The organism is Marinobacter sp. CP1, from assembly GCF_001266795.1.
Lineage (GTDB): Bacteria > Pseudomonadota > Gammaproteobacteria > Pseudomonadales > Oleiphilaceae > Marinobacter > Marinobacter flavimaris.
This window is the reverse complement of the sequence record NZ_CP011929.1, coordinates 702619-716515: the sequence shown is the minus strand read 5'-3', so window position 1 is coordinate 716515 and position 13897 is coordinate 702619. Positions and strand designations below refer to the sequence as shown.

The window sequence follows — 13897 nt, the reverse complement described above, 5'->3', positions numbered from 1 at the left end:
CCCTTCCCAAACGCCTCACTGATTACTGCAACTGATCCCGAATCAGTTTCTTGTTGATCTTGCCAACACTGGTCTTCGGAATATCTTCCACGAAATCAATATGCTCCGGGATCGCCCATTTATTGATCTCGCCGCTTTCCACAAACTGCTTCAGATGGTTCTGGATATCCTCGGCACTGGCTTGCTCGCCCGGCTTCAGGGTGACCAGAGCATGCGGGCGTTCGCCCCATTTCTCATCGGGCACGCCAACGACCGCAGCACCGGCGACAGCGGAATGCTGGCTGATCAGGTTTTCCAGATCCAGTGAAGACAGCCACTCACCACCGGTCTTGATCACGTCCTTGATGCGATCCTTGATGGTGATGGTGTTGTCCGGCTCCATGGAAGCTACGTCGCCGGTGTGTAGCCAGCCACCTTCCCAGAGCTGTTCGCCTTTCTCGGGCTCCTTGAAGTAACCCTGGGTCAGCCATGGCGCGCGGGCCACGATCTCTCCCTTGGCCTCGCCATCATGGGGGACCGGATTGCCTTCGGGGTCCACAATTTCCAGCTCAACCATGGGCGTCGCAATACCGGTCTTCACCCGGATCGCAGTTTGCTGCTCAAGAGGCAGTTCCAGGTCTTCGGGTTTCAGGTGCGACGCGCAGAGCAGCGGACAGGTCTCAGACATGCCGTAGGCGGTGTAAAGTTTGATGCCGAGCTTGGCCCCGGCGTCGCAAAGCCCTTTGGTAAGCGCGCTGCCGCCAATCAAGACGTGCCAGTTGCTCAGATCAGCCGTCTTGATGGATTCGGTGGCCATCATCATCTGCATGATGGTGGGCACGCAGTGAGAGAAAGTCACTTTGTGTTCCTTGAGCAGATCCACCAGCAGCTCCGGCTCATAGCGGCCCGGATATACTTGCTTGATGCCCATCATGGTGGCGGCATAGGGCACGCCCCAGGCATGCACATGGAACATGGGCGTCACTGGCATGTAGACCGACGAGGAACGCATCAGCGGCATCTCGTCGAATGACGCAACGGTGCCCGTCATGGCCAGCGTGTGCAGCACCAGCTGGCGGTGGCTAAAGTAGACGCCTTTGGGATTGCCGGTTGTGCCCGTGGTGTAGAAGGTGGTCGCTACACTGTTTTCGTCGAAATCGGGGAAGTCGAACTTGTCATTGGCCCTGGCGAGAAGGTCCTCATACTCCCCGACAGCCTCAACAGGTGCCTGTTGTGCGGTATTGCTGTCGGTGAGCTGAATCCAGGTCTTGACCGTTTTGATCTCGTCTTTGACCGCCTCAATGATCGGGAGGAAGTCGTCGTGAACCAGAACCACATCGTCTTCGGCGTGGTTCATGGTGTAAACGATCTGGTCCGGCGACAACCGGATGTTGACGGTGTGCAGAATGGCGCCAATCATCGGAATGGCAAAGAAGCACTCCAGGTACCGGGGGGTATCCCAGTCCATGACCGCAACGGTATCGCCCGGTTTCACGCCGGCATCGGTCAATGCGTTTGCCAGGCGGTGAATGCGTTCGACGAGATCCGTATAGGTGTACTTGCTGCGGTTGGAGTAGACAATTTCCTGGTCTGGATTGTACCTGGGGCCCGAGAGCAGGAGTCGTTTGATCAGCAGCGGGTACTCATAGGCGTTTTCAGCCGGGGGTAGAATGCGTGTCTGTGCCATTACGTGTGTCCTCTTTCCCAGTTGTTGGTGTTATCGCGAGAAACAGGGATAAATCTGACACAGTTTGGCTGAAACAGGAACCGGTAATAGTGAAAAAATGCAGAGCGAACGGTGGCTTAGGTGCGAAGTCCGTTTCGCTCTGCGGACGCGCCCGTCAGGGGCGGGGATATTACTCGTAGGTGCAGAGGTAAGCCGTGTCGATGTCGGTCTTTGCCTTGAAGCTGGCCTGGCCCGCTACATCAAAACTCTCGCCGGCACCGTAGGTCATCCACTCTTCCATGCCTGGGAGCAGCACAGTGAGGGCTCCGCTGATGACGGTCATGGTTTCTTTCTTGCTGGTACCGAACTCGTACTCGCCCGGGCTGATCACACCAACGGTGGCTGGCAGAGTCGAGGTCTGGAAGGAGATGGATTTTGCCTTGCCGTCGAAATATTCGTTCACTTTCAGCATTGGCTGAGCTCCGTTAATTGATGGGGAGGCTACTATACGGGAATTTCATGCACTTCCAATGACAAATCACGAATCGATTCGATCTGACTCCTTGCTTGACCCGTCCGGTTTGTCCTGATTCTCAAGACCGCTTTCCAACGTGTGCAGGTGAGTATCGTAGCGCTCCCTAAGCTCATCCTTGACCGTGCCTTCCCAAAGCTCAATGCCGGTAAAGTACCCGGCACGCCCTATCACGTGGGCGGCAATCGGCGCTGTCAGGAAAATGAAGACCACAATGGCAATTGCCCTGGCCGCCACGGTACTGTCGCCGAAGTGGAACGCCACGCTAGCCATGATCAGCATGGCGCCCAGCGCACCGGCTTTGGTGGTGGCGTGCATGCGGGTGGGCAGGTCCGGTAGCCTCAGGACCCCGATGGAGGCCAGAACCATGAACGCAGCGCCCAGGATCAACAGGAAGGAAACCAGCAGCTCACTCATCCTTAACCCCTCCACGTTCGACAAACCGGGCGAAACCAATAGCCGCCAGAAAGGCTGTCAGCGCAATCACAATGGCCACGTCCAGAAGGCTGGCGACGCCTGTTTCTATCGCATGAACGCCCACGTAGCCAACCACAATTGAGGTGATCAGCTCCAGCGCTACCACACGGTCCGGCAACGAAGGCCCTCGGGTCAGGCGAATAAACGCGAACAAAAGCGCGAGAGACAGCATGAAATAGACAACGTTTATTGATACGGAAAGCATTGCAACCCCCTAGCGCATGACCTTCAGCACACGGCGCTCCAGCTCCCTGAGATCATCTCTCAGTTGCTCTTCATCGTGCAGGAACATGGTGTGTATGAACAGTACCTTTCGGTCGTCGGAGACATCCAGGCTGAGCGTGCCAGGTGTTAGTGAAATCACGCTGCTGACAAACAGGATCTCCATGTCGGTTTCCGCGTTCAGAGGAAACGCAATCACGCCTGGCCTCATGTGCCACACTGGTGTGGCCACGTCGTAGGCCACCTTAAGATTGGACTTGACCAGCTCCTTGAGAAAGAAAACGAGAAAAGCCGCAAGGCGGGGGATTCTCCGGGAATAGCCTTTCAGTGCCGGCACCTGCTTTTGCAGCACCATCAGTGCAGCGTAGCCAAACAGTAGGCCGGCCAACAGGTTCATGGCCGTCACGCTGCCGGTGAGGGTGACCCATGCCAGCGCCAGCAGCAAATTCCAGAACAGACCAATCACTGTGACTGCCCTCCAAGCACTGCTTCAATATAAAGCTGTGGATTCATCAGCTGGTCCGCCGCCGTTTCCGCCAGAACGTAAATCGGCTGGCCATATAAACCAATAATCAACGTACACACTGCAAGGCCTGCGACCGGCAGGTACAGGGCCCAGCTTCTCGGCTCCTTCATCTCGCCTTTGAGCGCGCTGTCATCGGTGACGTGCTCCGGCAGCTTCTTCCAGAACACTTCCGCCCAGATCTTGATCATCGAATACAGTGTTAGCAAGCCAACGAGGAGCGCAATCCCCGCAACCAGATACTCGCTTGCCTCAAGACTCGCTCGGACGACGATGAACTTGGCGAAGAAGCCGGACAGTGGCGGAATGCCCGCCAGCGACAGGGCAGGAATCAGGAACAGCAACGCCAGATAGGGGCGCTGGCGGTAGACACCGCCGAGGTCTTTAAGCTCGTAGCTGCCCAGTAGGCGGTAGGTAATGCCGCTGACCAGGAACAGGTTCGTCTTAACAATGATGTGGTGCATGATATAGAACACTCCGCCGATGAGGGCGAGGGGTGTAAACAGGGCGAGCCCCAGGATCATGTAGCCGATCTGGCTGATGATGTGGAAGGATAGTATGCGCCGGAATTCGAACTGCGCGGCCGCTCCCAGAACCCCGGTGAGCATGGTCAGCGTGGCTCCCCAGAGCAGTATCGTATGGGTATAGCCGACATCCTGGGTAAATATCAGCGTAAACACCCGGTAGAGCGCATATACGCCCACCTTGGTCAATAGTCCGGCAAACAGGGCGGAGACGGCCACCTGGGGCGTGTGGTAGGACGCTGGGAGCCAGAAAAAAAGTGGAAACGCCGCAGCTTTGATACCAAAGGAAATCATGAACATCATCGAGACCACGGTCACCATGCCCGGGTCGTCGACGCTGCTCACCTTCTGGGCGATATCGGCCATGTTCAGGGTGCCCACCATGCCATAGAGCAGGCCCACTGCGGACAGGAACATGGCCGATGAGAACAGGTTAAGGGTGACATATTTGATGGCACCTTCCATCTGCGCCCGCTCGCCCCCGAGGGTCAGCAGGGCGAACGACGCCAGCAGCATTACCTCGAACCAGACGAACAGATTGAAGATGTCGCCGGTGAGGAAGGCGCCACCGACACCGGCCAGGAGCAAGTGCATCAGGGGAAAGTAGCCGAACCTCTGGTGCCCGTTGGGAATGGACGCCAGGGAGTAGATGGCAATAGCCAGGCCGATAATACCGGTCAGTACGATCATGATGGCGCTGAGTACGTCGGCCACGAACACAATGCTGAACGGTGCGGGCCAACTGCCCATTTCTACCACCAGGAAGCCTTGGTCCACTGTGAGCAGCAACAGCCAGATACTTGCTGCCAGCAGCAGGCCGGTGGCTACTACGCCAATCAGCCGCTGGAGCCGGATGGAACGCCAGCATGCCAGTGACAGCGCGCCGGCGACCAATGGAATAAGGATCGGGAGAACAGGTGCCAGGTTCAAGTATCAGTATCCTTCATCTGGTCCAGGTCATCGGTGCCAACCACCTCGTATGCGCGCCGTATCAGAACCACGGCAAAAGCGAGAACACTGAAGGCGATCACGATGGCGGTCAGGATGAGCGCCTGAGGCAATGGGTCAGCGACTGTCCCGGTGATTTGCTGTGCGCCCTCGGCAATCAGCGGCGGAGCGCCGCGGGTAAGGCCGGCGACCACGAAGATCAGAAGGTTGGCTGCGTTGCTAAGGATGATCAGACCAATCACCAGTTTGACGATGGACCGTCGGAGCATCATGTAGATGCTGGCTGTGAACAGCAATCCAATCACATAGGCCATCAAGGTTGCCATCTCAGAGCCTCCCCGGGATCAATGGACAGACATGAAAGATGATTAGGCTCATTCTCTGACCTCCATCAGACTGATTACAAAGGTCATCAGCGTGCCCAAAACCGCGAGGTACACGCCAATGTCGAAGATCAGCACCGTTGACAGCTTCAGGTAGCTCTCTCCGGGTAGGGGAAACTGCCACCAGTGGGCCGTTAGCAGTGGTTGGCCCGACAGCAGAGCGGGAATAGTGGACGCCAAGGCAAATAGCAGCCCGGCGGCGAGGATATCTCGGGGACTGACGCGCAGCAGTCGAAGAGTTGACCGGGCGCCGAAGGCGAAGGCATAGAGCACGAAGGCGCTGGCCGCAACCAGCCCACCGATGAATCCGCCGCCGGGCTCGTCATGGCCGCGCAGCAGCAAAAACACCGAAAACATCAACTGAAGCGGGACAATAGCCAGGGCGGCTGTGTTCAGAATCAGGGAGCTGGATCTCATGGTCTGTGCTGGTCCTCCGCCCTAAATTTGATCATGGAAAAGACGCCGATGGCAGCCAGGCCAAGCACGAAGATTTCACCCAGTGTATCGAGCTGTCGGAAGTCAACCAGGATCACGTTCACAATGTTTTTGCCGAAGGCCAGTTCCGAGCTGTTTTCGATGTAGTAGCTGGAAATGCTTTCAAAGAACTGTATATCCATTGCAGCCAGAATCAGCAGGGTCATCACTATGCCCGCGAAAACGGCCACCGCCAGGTCCCGATAGCGTTCCAATGGGGACGAAAGGTTGACGAAAGGCGGCAGTTTGAAGAGCACCAACACCAGAAGAATTACGGTCAGGGTCTCCACCAGCAGCTGGGTAATACCCAGGTCCGGGGCGCTGAAGTGGATGAAGATGAGGGCGACGCCAAAGCCAGTGACCCCAACGGAGGCAACTGAACCCAGGCGGGACCTGGTGGCGCAGGCGAAGAGCGTGGAAACCACCAGCAACAGAGCAATACCGAATTCATAGAAATAGCCGTCGCTGAAATCAAAACTCAGTTCGAAGCCGTGACGCGTGAGCAAGGTGTAGCCGGTCAGACCGAAGGTCACCAGCACAAGAATCAGCAGGTAAATCCCGAGGACGCCGTTCTGCAGAAGCCGGGTTTGCCAGTCGGCCACCTGGGTGATGCCCAGCATGAACCGAAAATAGCCAGCCTCCGGACCAAAGCGGCTGCCGGCGGTGTTAAGGGCGCAGAGATTGGGTTGCAGGCGCTGCCACTTGTAGAGCAGCAGCGAACCGATCAGCAGACTGACCACTGAAAGAATCAGCGGTACGTTCACCCCGTGCCACAAGGCGAGGGCGGTCTCAACCGCTGCGCCATGAACTGACGAAATCGCGGCGTCCAGCAGGATGCCAGCTGGTACAAAGGGAACCACGCCAAAAATCAATGCCAGGAGCGACAGCACGGCGGGGCCAATCAGCATGGCAAAAGGCGCCTCGTGGGGCTGCTTCGGGGTCTTGAGTACTTCGCCAAAAAACGGCTTGATGGCAACCAGCCCTGCGACCGCAACCACCAACATGGCAGACGCGACGGCCACCACCAGGAGGCCCAAGGACCACGCCGGAGCCTTGAGCAGTGATTCGAGCATTAGTTCCTTGGCAACGAAACCAAACAGGGGCGGCAAGCCTGCCAGCGAGAGCGCGGCCAGGCAGGTGATTGCCGCGGTAAGAGGCATGCTTTGCCTGAGACCTCCCATTTTTGTGATGTCCTTGGTGCCGGTCTCATGGTCCAGTGCACCGGCGAGCATGAACAAGGCGCCCTTGTAAAGGGAATGGGCAAGGAGGAAACAGATGAAAGCGGTGATAGCCAGCTCTGTACCGACCCCGATCAGCATGGTCAGGGTACCCAGGGCCATGACCGTGGAGTAGGCCAGTACCTTTTTGATACCAGTGCTGCTGAACGCCAGATAAGCACCGGTCAGCATAGTTGCAGCACCGAAAAGCATCAGTGAGCCACTCCAAAGCGCATCTCCGCCCAAGGATGGATTGAGACGGGCCAACAGATAAACGCCCGCTTTGACCATCGTTGCCGAGTGTAGGTAAGCAGAAACCGGCGTAGGGGCCGCCATGGCATTGGGCAACCAGAAATGGAAAGGCACTTGAGCTGATTTCGTGAAAGCGCCGATGAGAATGCAAATCGTCGCTGCGGTGTAAAAGGCGTGTTCTTGAATTTGCAGATCGGAAGCAAGTATTTCAGTAAACGAGTAACTTCCGGTAATGAAGCCGAGCAATATCAAACCTGCCATCAGGACGAGCCCGCCCCCGGCGGTAACGAAAAGCCCCTGAAGTGCACACTTGCGCGCTTCCTCGTCCTCGTGGTTGAAGCCAATCAGCATGTAGGAGGTGATGCTGGTTAACTCCCAGAAAACGAAAAACGCGATGAGGTTATCGGATAAAACCAGCCCCAGCATCGACGCCATGAACGACAGCATGATGACGTAGAATCGTCCCAGATCTTTGTGGCCTTTCAGATAGGAGCCGGCATAAATCAGGATGAATGTACCGATGCCACTGATTAGAAGGGCAAAAACCAGAGACAGGCCGTCTACCATGAAATCGAGGGTTATGCCGAGGCCCGGCATCCACTGGTTCTCAATCAGAAGGATTTCACCACGGCTGATTGAGGGAACAAGGCTGGCAAAGTATACGGTAAGCGATGCCGGAAGAAGCGCCAGAAGCCATCCAATGTGTTGGCCGGCGAAGCGGCGGAGCGCCGGCACGGCAAATGCCATTAAAAAACCCGATAGTACAGCCAGTAACATCATTTAAGGGTGCTCCGTTAGAACCCAGTTCTTAGCGTTATGCAGTTATCAGATTCCGGCCTTTGCACTTGGATCATACGCTGTTAAGCGGCAATCGACTCAACAACTCTTTGGGTTGAACCTTTTATTGATCCCAGGTCTGGCCGCGGGTGTTTTCTGTGGTTTTGACCTCCAGGTGCATGGCGGCTTTGGCCAGGAAATTAGCGCTGACGGGTGCCGTCATGAACAGAAAGGCTGTGATCAGAACCTCTTCAATGCCGATGCCCCTGCCGAGGGTACTGAAATAAATCACCGAGCTGACAACAATGGCGCCCACGCCGACCGTGGTTGCCTTGGTCGGGCCATGCAGGCGGGTGTAAAAATCCGGCAGGCGGGCCAGGCCAATCGCTCCGATCAGGGTAAAGGCGCCGCCTACAAGCAGCAAAGCGGAAACGGCATATTCGGCGAAGGTGCTCATCAGGTTTTCTCCGGGTTACTCAATAACGCTGCCGCGCTTGAGGTATTTTGCCATTGCAACGGTTCCGACGAATCCCATCACCGCAATGAGCAGGGCGGACTCGAGGTACATCCGTGTTTGTAGCGTTATACCAAGCAGCACGATAAGTGCGATGGCATTGACGTAAAGAGTATCGAGTGCCAACACTCTATCGGGCGCATCCGGCCCCTTGATCACGCGATAGACGTTCAGTAAGGCTGCCAGCGTGACCATGGCGATGGTGATGTAGAGCGCAATAAGAATCATCGGAACATCTCCAGCAGTGGCCTCTCATAACGGGCTCGAATCGTGTCGATGACTTCCTGCTCATCCTCGGCGTCCAGTGAATGGATGAGAATCAGTTTGTTGTCATCACTGACATCGGCGCCGACCGTTCCGGGCGTCAATGAAATAGTGCTGACCAGTATGCTGATGGCGAGTGGGTGATCCAGCTCAAGAGGATAACAGATGAACATCGGGCGAGGCTGCCGCGGGCTGAGTATGAGCTTTGCTACTTCAACACTGGCAACAATAATATCCCAGAGAACCCGCAACGCGTAGGCTGGCGCCCGCCAGCCCCTGATTACAGCGGGGCGGTCGGGCCAGAACCCCCGGGTCAGTTGGGGTATGCCCCAGGCAAGTACAATGCCCAGGACGACACTGCCCCCGCTTATGCCGTCACTCAGAAACTGCCAGGTGGCGAACAAGGTAAGACTTAGCCAGGGCTGAGGAAAACTGAGGCGATCGAGCATTAACTGCCCTCCCTGACCATGGGTGTTTGCAAGATTTCGATGTAAGCGTCGCTGTTGTGCAATTGCGCTGCAGTTGCATCGGTATAGTTCATAATGGGGCCAGCCAGCACTACCATGACAATGGCCATGGCAGTGAGTGCTCCCGCTGCCACGGAAATTCGGCCATTGAGCGGATCCGGTTTTTCCAGATGACCATCCACGGTGCGCCAGAACACGATGCTACCAGCGCGGCTGTAGGCAATGAGGGTCAGGAAGCTGCCGATCAGCAGTACTGACCATAGCCAGGCCATCTCGGTTCCCGATTCAACAGACTGCAAAATCAGCACCTTGCCAAAGAAACCGCTCAGGGGCGGCAGGCCGGCCGCTGCCACGGCACCCACCAGGAAGAGGACACTGAGGAAGGTGCGGCTCTGCATTTTAGGCGCTGTAACAATGCGGTCTTTCGCCGAACCGCGCTGGTTAGCGACCAGCTCAGAAACAAGGAACAGGCCGCCCACCGTCCACGTTGTGCTTAGCAGGTAGAAAAGCGCCGCAGACAATCCGGCCTGAGAACCAAGTGCAATCGGCGCCAGCAAGGTGCCCACCGAAATGATGACCTGCCAGGCGACCAGGGTCTTCAGAGTGCCGGAGCCCAGTGCGCCGATAACGCCCATGGCCAGGGTGGCCAGGGCGATCGGGAACAGCCAGTCCATGCCGAGATTGGCGAGCTCGCCTGCATCGTCGCCGAAGATAAGCAGATAGACCCGTAAAATGGCGTAGATGCCAACTTTGGTCATAACCGCAAACAATGCCGCAACCGGCGCCGTCGCTTTTGAGTAGGCCCGTGGTAGCCAGAAGCAAAGGGGCAGAATGGCTGCTTTAAGGCCGAAGACCACCAGTAACATCATGCCTCCGGCCTTGACGATGTTCAGGCCTTCTCCGGAGATTTGCGGAACCTTGACCGCGAGATCTGCCATGTTCAGAGTGCCGGTAACGCTGTAGATCATGCCGACGCTGATCAGGAACACGGCAGAGCCGATCAGGTTAAGCACGACATAGTGCAGGCCCGGAACGGTTCTGACTGTCCCGCCGCCATGCATCAGCAGACCATATGAGGCGATGAGCAGAACCTCGAAAGCAACAAACAGGTTGAACAGGTCGCCGGTGAGGAAAGCAATGTTTAGCCCCATGAGCTGGAAGAGGAACAGGCCATGGAACTGACGGTTTCCTTCATCGGCACCGCCTATGGCGAAGAGGTGGCAGAAAAGGGCCAGAATGGCAGTCATTATCAGCATCAGGGCGGCCAGTCGATCCAGCACCAGCACGATCCCGAAAGGTGGTTGCCAGTTACCGAATGCATAGATCCGATAACTGCCATCGTTTGCCATTACGAGGAGCACAACGGCGGATACTAGCATCAATACCGTTGTGGCCAGCGCCAGCGTCCGCCTCAGGTGGATAGGCGCGTAGCCCATAAAAGCCTGGAGAATGCCGCCGAGCAGGGGAATAAGAACAGGAGCGGTAAGCCAGTGGTTCATTTACCGGTAACCTCCGATTCTTCCTCCGGTGCGGGTGATTTGTAAGGCTGCTTCCCATCCACATGATCGTCCTCATTGTCCGCCAGGTTGCGCAGGGAGAGCACTACAACAAACGCAGTCATTGCAAAGCCAATCACAATGGCTGTAAGTACAAGGGCTTGTGGTAGAGGGTCAGAGTAACTGGCTGCAGTGCCGATGATCGGCTGCTGACCGGTCGCCAGGCGTCCACTGGAGAACAGAAACAGGTTGACGCCATAAGAAAGAAGCGTCAGGCCGACCACTACCGGAAAGGTCCGAGCACGCAGAATCAGATAGACGCCGGACGACGTCAGTGCGCCAATAACCAGTGCGAAAACGAGCTCCATTACGCACTCTCCTGTTTGGGTTTAATCGCAGAATGGGGCGACAACCGGCCGACAGTCACCAGCGACAGAAGGGTAGCACCGATAACTGCCAGGTAGACGCCGAGATCAAAGATCAGGGCCGAGGCAACCTCGAACTTGCCCACCACCGGCCAGGTGATGTAATCGAAGGTGGATGTGAGGAACGGGTAGCCGAAGGCGAAACTGCCAAGCCCGGCAACCGTTGCGAACAGCAGGCCCAGCCCGATGACGTTGTGGTAGCGCAGACGGATTCGATCCTCTGTCCACTCCATGCCGCTGGCAATGTATTGGAGAATCAGCGCAATCGAGGTAATAAGACCGGCGATAAACCCGCCGCCCGGCAGGTTGTGGCCGCGCAGGAAAATGAATGCGGACACCATCAGGGCAAGCGGTAACATTGGCCGGGCAATCAGGCTCAACATCAGCGGGTGCGCATCCCGGGCCCATGCGTGGCCGGCGCCATCGCTGGGCGGTGGCGTCAATACGGTGTCTTTGAGCATGGCGTAGATGCCCAGGGCGGCAATGGCCAGGACCGTGATCTCGCCCAGGGTATCGAAGCCCCGGAAGTCCACGAGAATGACGTTGACCACGTTAGTGCCGCCTCCGCCCGGCTTGCTGTTCTCCAGGAAGAACTCGGAGATCGAGCTGAATGGCTGGGTCAGCATGGCAAGCGTCACCAGTGTCATGCCAATACCTGCGACCGCCGCAATGGCCACATCGCGGAGACGACGTTTGAGAGGTGTTTCGACTGGCGTCCAGGGATGCATGTAGTAGATGGCCAGCATCAACAGAACAATCGTCACCACCTCCACAGAGAGCTGGGTCATGGCCAGGTCCGGTGCCGAAAAGCGGGCGAAGGCCAAAGCTACGACCAGTCCTACAACGCTCAACAGTACCAGTGCATAGAAACGCTGTCGGTGCAGTCCTGCCGTTGCAAAAGCGCAGAGTATCAGCACAGCGGCCGCAATCGCCGTTGGCGCATCCACCGGGCTCAGGCCGTTCTCACCGACAAAGACCCCCAGATCAAGCAATGGCATTGCTGCAACAGCGATCACACTGACAAACAGCAGCAGAGCGTAGCGCTGTAGCGAGCCGTTCTCCAGCCGTGAAGTCACGCTGTTGGCAAAGTCTACAATCCGCAGAACAACGCTCTCGAATACGGCCTTTTCATCGATTTCCCGGAACCGTGCGTGAAAATCGAAAAAGCGCTGGCGTTGGCTGTACATGAGCAAACCGCCGGCAAAAGCGAAAAAACTCATCATCAGCGGGAGGTTGAAACCGTGGAACGCCGCGAGTTGGTAATCCGGCACATTGCCGCCAAATGTGGCGGATGCCGCCATGTAAAGCAGCGGGCCGACCGAGATGGCCGGAAAGATGCCGATCATGACGAGCGCAAACACGAGAATCTCCGCCGGGATCTTCATGTAACGGGGAGGCTCGTGTGGAGGGTAGATCGGAAGATCAACCGGCTTGCCGTTGAAGAAAACGTCGTGGATAAAACGTGCGGAGTAAGCCACCGTGAAGACGCCCGCCAGGGTCGCCACGATTGGTGGCAGCCAGGCCCAGAGCCCCGGCAGGTTCAGCGCCAGTGATTCGGCGAAGAACATTTCCTTGCTCAGAAAGCCGTTCAGCAGCGGCACCCCGGCGTTCGATGCGGCAGCAACCATGGCCAGGGTGGCCGTGTGCGGCATGAAACGCCAGAGCCCGTTAATGCGGCGCATATCCCGGGTGCCGGTTTCATGGTCGATGATACCGGCGGCCATAAACAGGGAGGCTTTGAACGTGGCGTGGTTGATCACGTGGAAAATCGCCGCAACGGCCGCAAGCTGGGTGCCCATGCCGAACAGCAGGGTAATAAGGCCCAGTTGACTCACCGTTGAATAGGCCAGCAGGCCTTTCAGATCGTGCTTGAACATGGCGGTGTAGGCGCCCAGCAGCATGGTGGCCATGCCGGTAAAGCTGACCATGTAGAACCACTGTTCAGTACCTGCCAGGGCCGGATACAGCCGGGCCATGAGAAAGATGCCGGCTTTGACCATGGTAGCCGAGTGCAGGTAGGCAGATACCGGTGTCGGTGCCTGCATGGCGTGAGGCAGCCAGAAATGGAACGGGAACTGGGCCGATTTGGTGAACGCGCCCAGCAGAACCAGGGTCAGGGCGACCGGATACATGGCATGAGCCTTTATCTGGTCTCCGGCTGCCAGCACGTCATCAAGCTCGAAGCTGCCAACAATGTTGCCGATGATCAGGATGCCGGCGAGCAGTGCAAGGCCGCCGCCGCCGGTTACCGCGAGTGCCATCCGGGCGCCACGGCGGGCGTCCTGTTTATGGGTCCAGAAACTGATCAGCAGGAACGAGGTCAGGCTGGTCAGTTCCCAGAAAATCATCATCAGGAGGAGGTTGCTTGAGAGCACGATGCCGAGCATCGATCCCTTGAAGCACAGCAGCAGGGCGTAGAACTTGCCGACGTTTTCATGGGCTTTCAGGTAATAGCGGGCGTAAAGAATGATCAGCAGCCCGATGATCAGGATCAGCAGAGCGAACAGCAGGGACAGCCCGTCCAGACGAAAACTGAAGGAGAGGCCGAGCGCGGGGAGCCATTCGTAGCTGTGCAGCACAACGCCGCCGTCAGCAAGGGTTTCCCAATGGGGGAAAAGGGCAGCGAGTGCGATCAACGCGGGTACAGAAGATGCAACGGCAATCGCCGTTCTGCCGCCCTGGGCGAACAGCGGTGCGGCTAAAGCACCCAGAAAAGGCAGTAAAACAACCAGCGGTAGCGACATCGCAACCTCGTTA

The 13897-nt window shown here is 57.1% G+C and carries 15 protein-coding genes; all 15 read right to left on the bottom strand.

All coding sequences use genetic code 11. The features are described from left to right. Nucleotides 1-22 precede the first annotated feature (22 nt). Nucleotides 23-1666 (bottom strand): fatty acid--CoA ligase, encoded by a 1644-nt coding sequence (locus ACP86_RS03305; protein WP_008173954.1) that lies wholly within the window; start codon nt 1664-1666, stop codon nt 23-25. A gap of 169 nt (nt 1667-1835) precedes the next feature. Then, nucleotides 1836-2117, bottom strand: coding sequence for a pyrimidine/purine nucleoside phosphorylase (locus ACP86_RS03300; RefSeq protein ID WP_008173956.1), 282 nt, complete (start codon nt 2115-2117; stop codon nt 1836-1838). A gap of 66 nt (nt 2118-2183) precedes the next feature. Then, nucleotides 2184-2594, bottom strand: a complete 411-nt coding sequence (mnhG, locus tag ACP86_RS03295) for a monovalent cation/H(+) antiporter subunit G (protein WP_053112757.1) — start codon at nt 2592-2594, stop codon at nt 2184-2186. Then, the gene (locus ACP86_RS03290; protein ID WP_008173960.1) at nt 2587-2859 is read right to left on the bottom strand and encodes a monovalent cation/H+ antiporter complex subunit F; all 273 of its coding nucleotides are present in this window, start codon (nt 2857-2859) and stop codon (nt 2587-2589) included. The genes mnhG and ACP86_RS03290 overlap by 8 nt, the downstream gene beginning before the upstream one ends. Before the next feature lie 9 nt (nt 2860-2868). Beyond that, nucleotides 2869-3342 carry a Na+/H+ antiporter subunit E gene (locus tag ACP86_RS03285; protein WP_008173963.1) on the bottom strand — a complete coding sequence of 158 codons (474 nt, stop codon included), beginning with the start codon at nt 3340-3342 and terminating at the stop codon, nt 2869-2871. Continuing rightward, nucleotides 3339-4853, bottom strand: coding sequence for a Na+/H+ antiporter subunit D (locus ACP86_RS03280; protein WP_008173965.1), 1515 nt, complete (start codon nt 4851-4853; stop codon nt 3339-3341). Before ACP86_RS03280 ends, ACP86_RS03285 begins: the two co-directional genes overlap by 4 nt. Beyond that, a complete protein-coding gene (locus tag ACP86_RS03275; protein WP_008173967.1) occupies nt 4850-5197 on the bottom strand; it encodes a Na+/H+ antiporter subunit C in 348 nt (115 codons plus the stop codon). The genes ACP86_RS03280 and ACP86_RS03275 overlap by 4 nt, the downstream gene beginning before the upstream one ends. A gap of 48 nt (nt 5198-5245) precedes the next feature. Next, nucleotides 5246-5671 (bottom strand): Na+/H+ antiporter subunit B, encoded by a 426-nt coding sequence (locus ACP86_RS03270; RefSeq protein WP_008173968.1) that lies wholly within the window; start codon nt 5669-5671, stop codon nt 5246-5248. Next, the gene (locus tag ACP86_RS03265; protein ID WP_039882029.1) at nt 5668-7974 is read right to left on the bottom strand and encodes a putative monovalent cation/H+ antiporter subunit A; all 2307 of its coding nucleotides are present in this window, start codon (nt 7972-7974) and stop codon (nt 5668-5670) included. The genes ACP86_RS03270 and ACP86_RS03265 overlap by 4 nt, the downstream gene beginning before the upstream one ends. 124 nt (nt 7975-8098) lie before the next feature. Beyond that, nucleotides 8099-8431, bottom strand: coding sequence for a Na+/H+ antiporter subunit G (locus tag ACP86_RS03260; protein WP_008173971.1), 333 nt, complete (start codon nt 8429-8431; stop codon nt 8099-8101). 15 nt (nt 8432-8446) lie between these two features. Then, nucleotides 8447-8716: a K+/H+ antiporter subunit F gene (locus ACP86_RS03255; RefSeq protein ID WP_008173972.1), complete on the bottom strand. Its 270-nt coding sequence runs from the start codon at nt 8714-8716 to the stop codon at nt 8447-8449. Further along, the gene (locus tag ACP86_RS03250) at nt 8713-9201 is read right to left on the bottom strand and encodes a Na+/H+ antiporter subunit E (protein ID WP_008173975.1); all 489 of its coding nucleotides are present in this window, start codon (nt 9199-9201) and stop codon (nt 8713-8715) included. The genes ACP86_RS03255 and ACP86_RS03250 overlap by 4 nt, the downstream gene beginning before the upstream one ends. Next, nucleotides 9201-10718 carry a monovalent cation/H+ antiporter subunit D gene (locus ACP86_RS03245; protein ID WP_008173978.1) on the bottom strand — a complete coding sequence of 506 codons (1518 nt, stop codon included), beginning with the start codon at nt 10716-10718 and terminating at the stop codon, nt 9201-9203. Before ACP86_RS03245 ends, ACP86_RS03250 begins: the two co-directional genes overlap by 1 nt. Continuing rightward, entirely contained in the window at nt 10715-11083 is a 369-nt protein-coding gene (locus tag ACP86_RS03240) for a Na+/H+ antiporter subunit C (protein ID WP_008173979.1), read from the bottom strand. The genes ACP86_RS03245 and ACP86_RS03240 overlap by 4 nt, the downstream gene beginning before the upstream one ends. Further along, a complete protein-coding gene (locus ACP86_RS03235; protein WP_008173981.1) occupies nt 11083-13884 on the bottom strand; it encodes a monovalent cation/H+ antiporter subunit A in 2802 nt (933 codons plus the stop codon). Before ACP86_RS03235 ends, ACP86_RS03240 begins: the two co-directional genes overlap by 1 nt. Between the last annotated feature and the right edge of the window lie 13 nt (nt 13885-13897).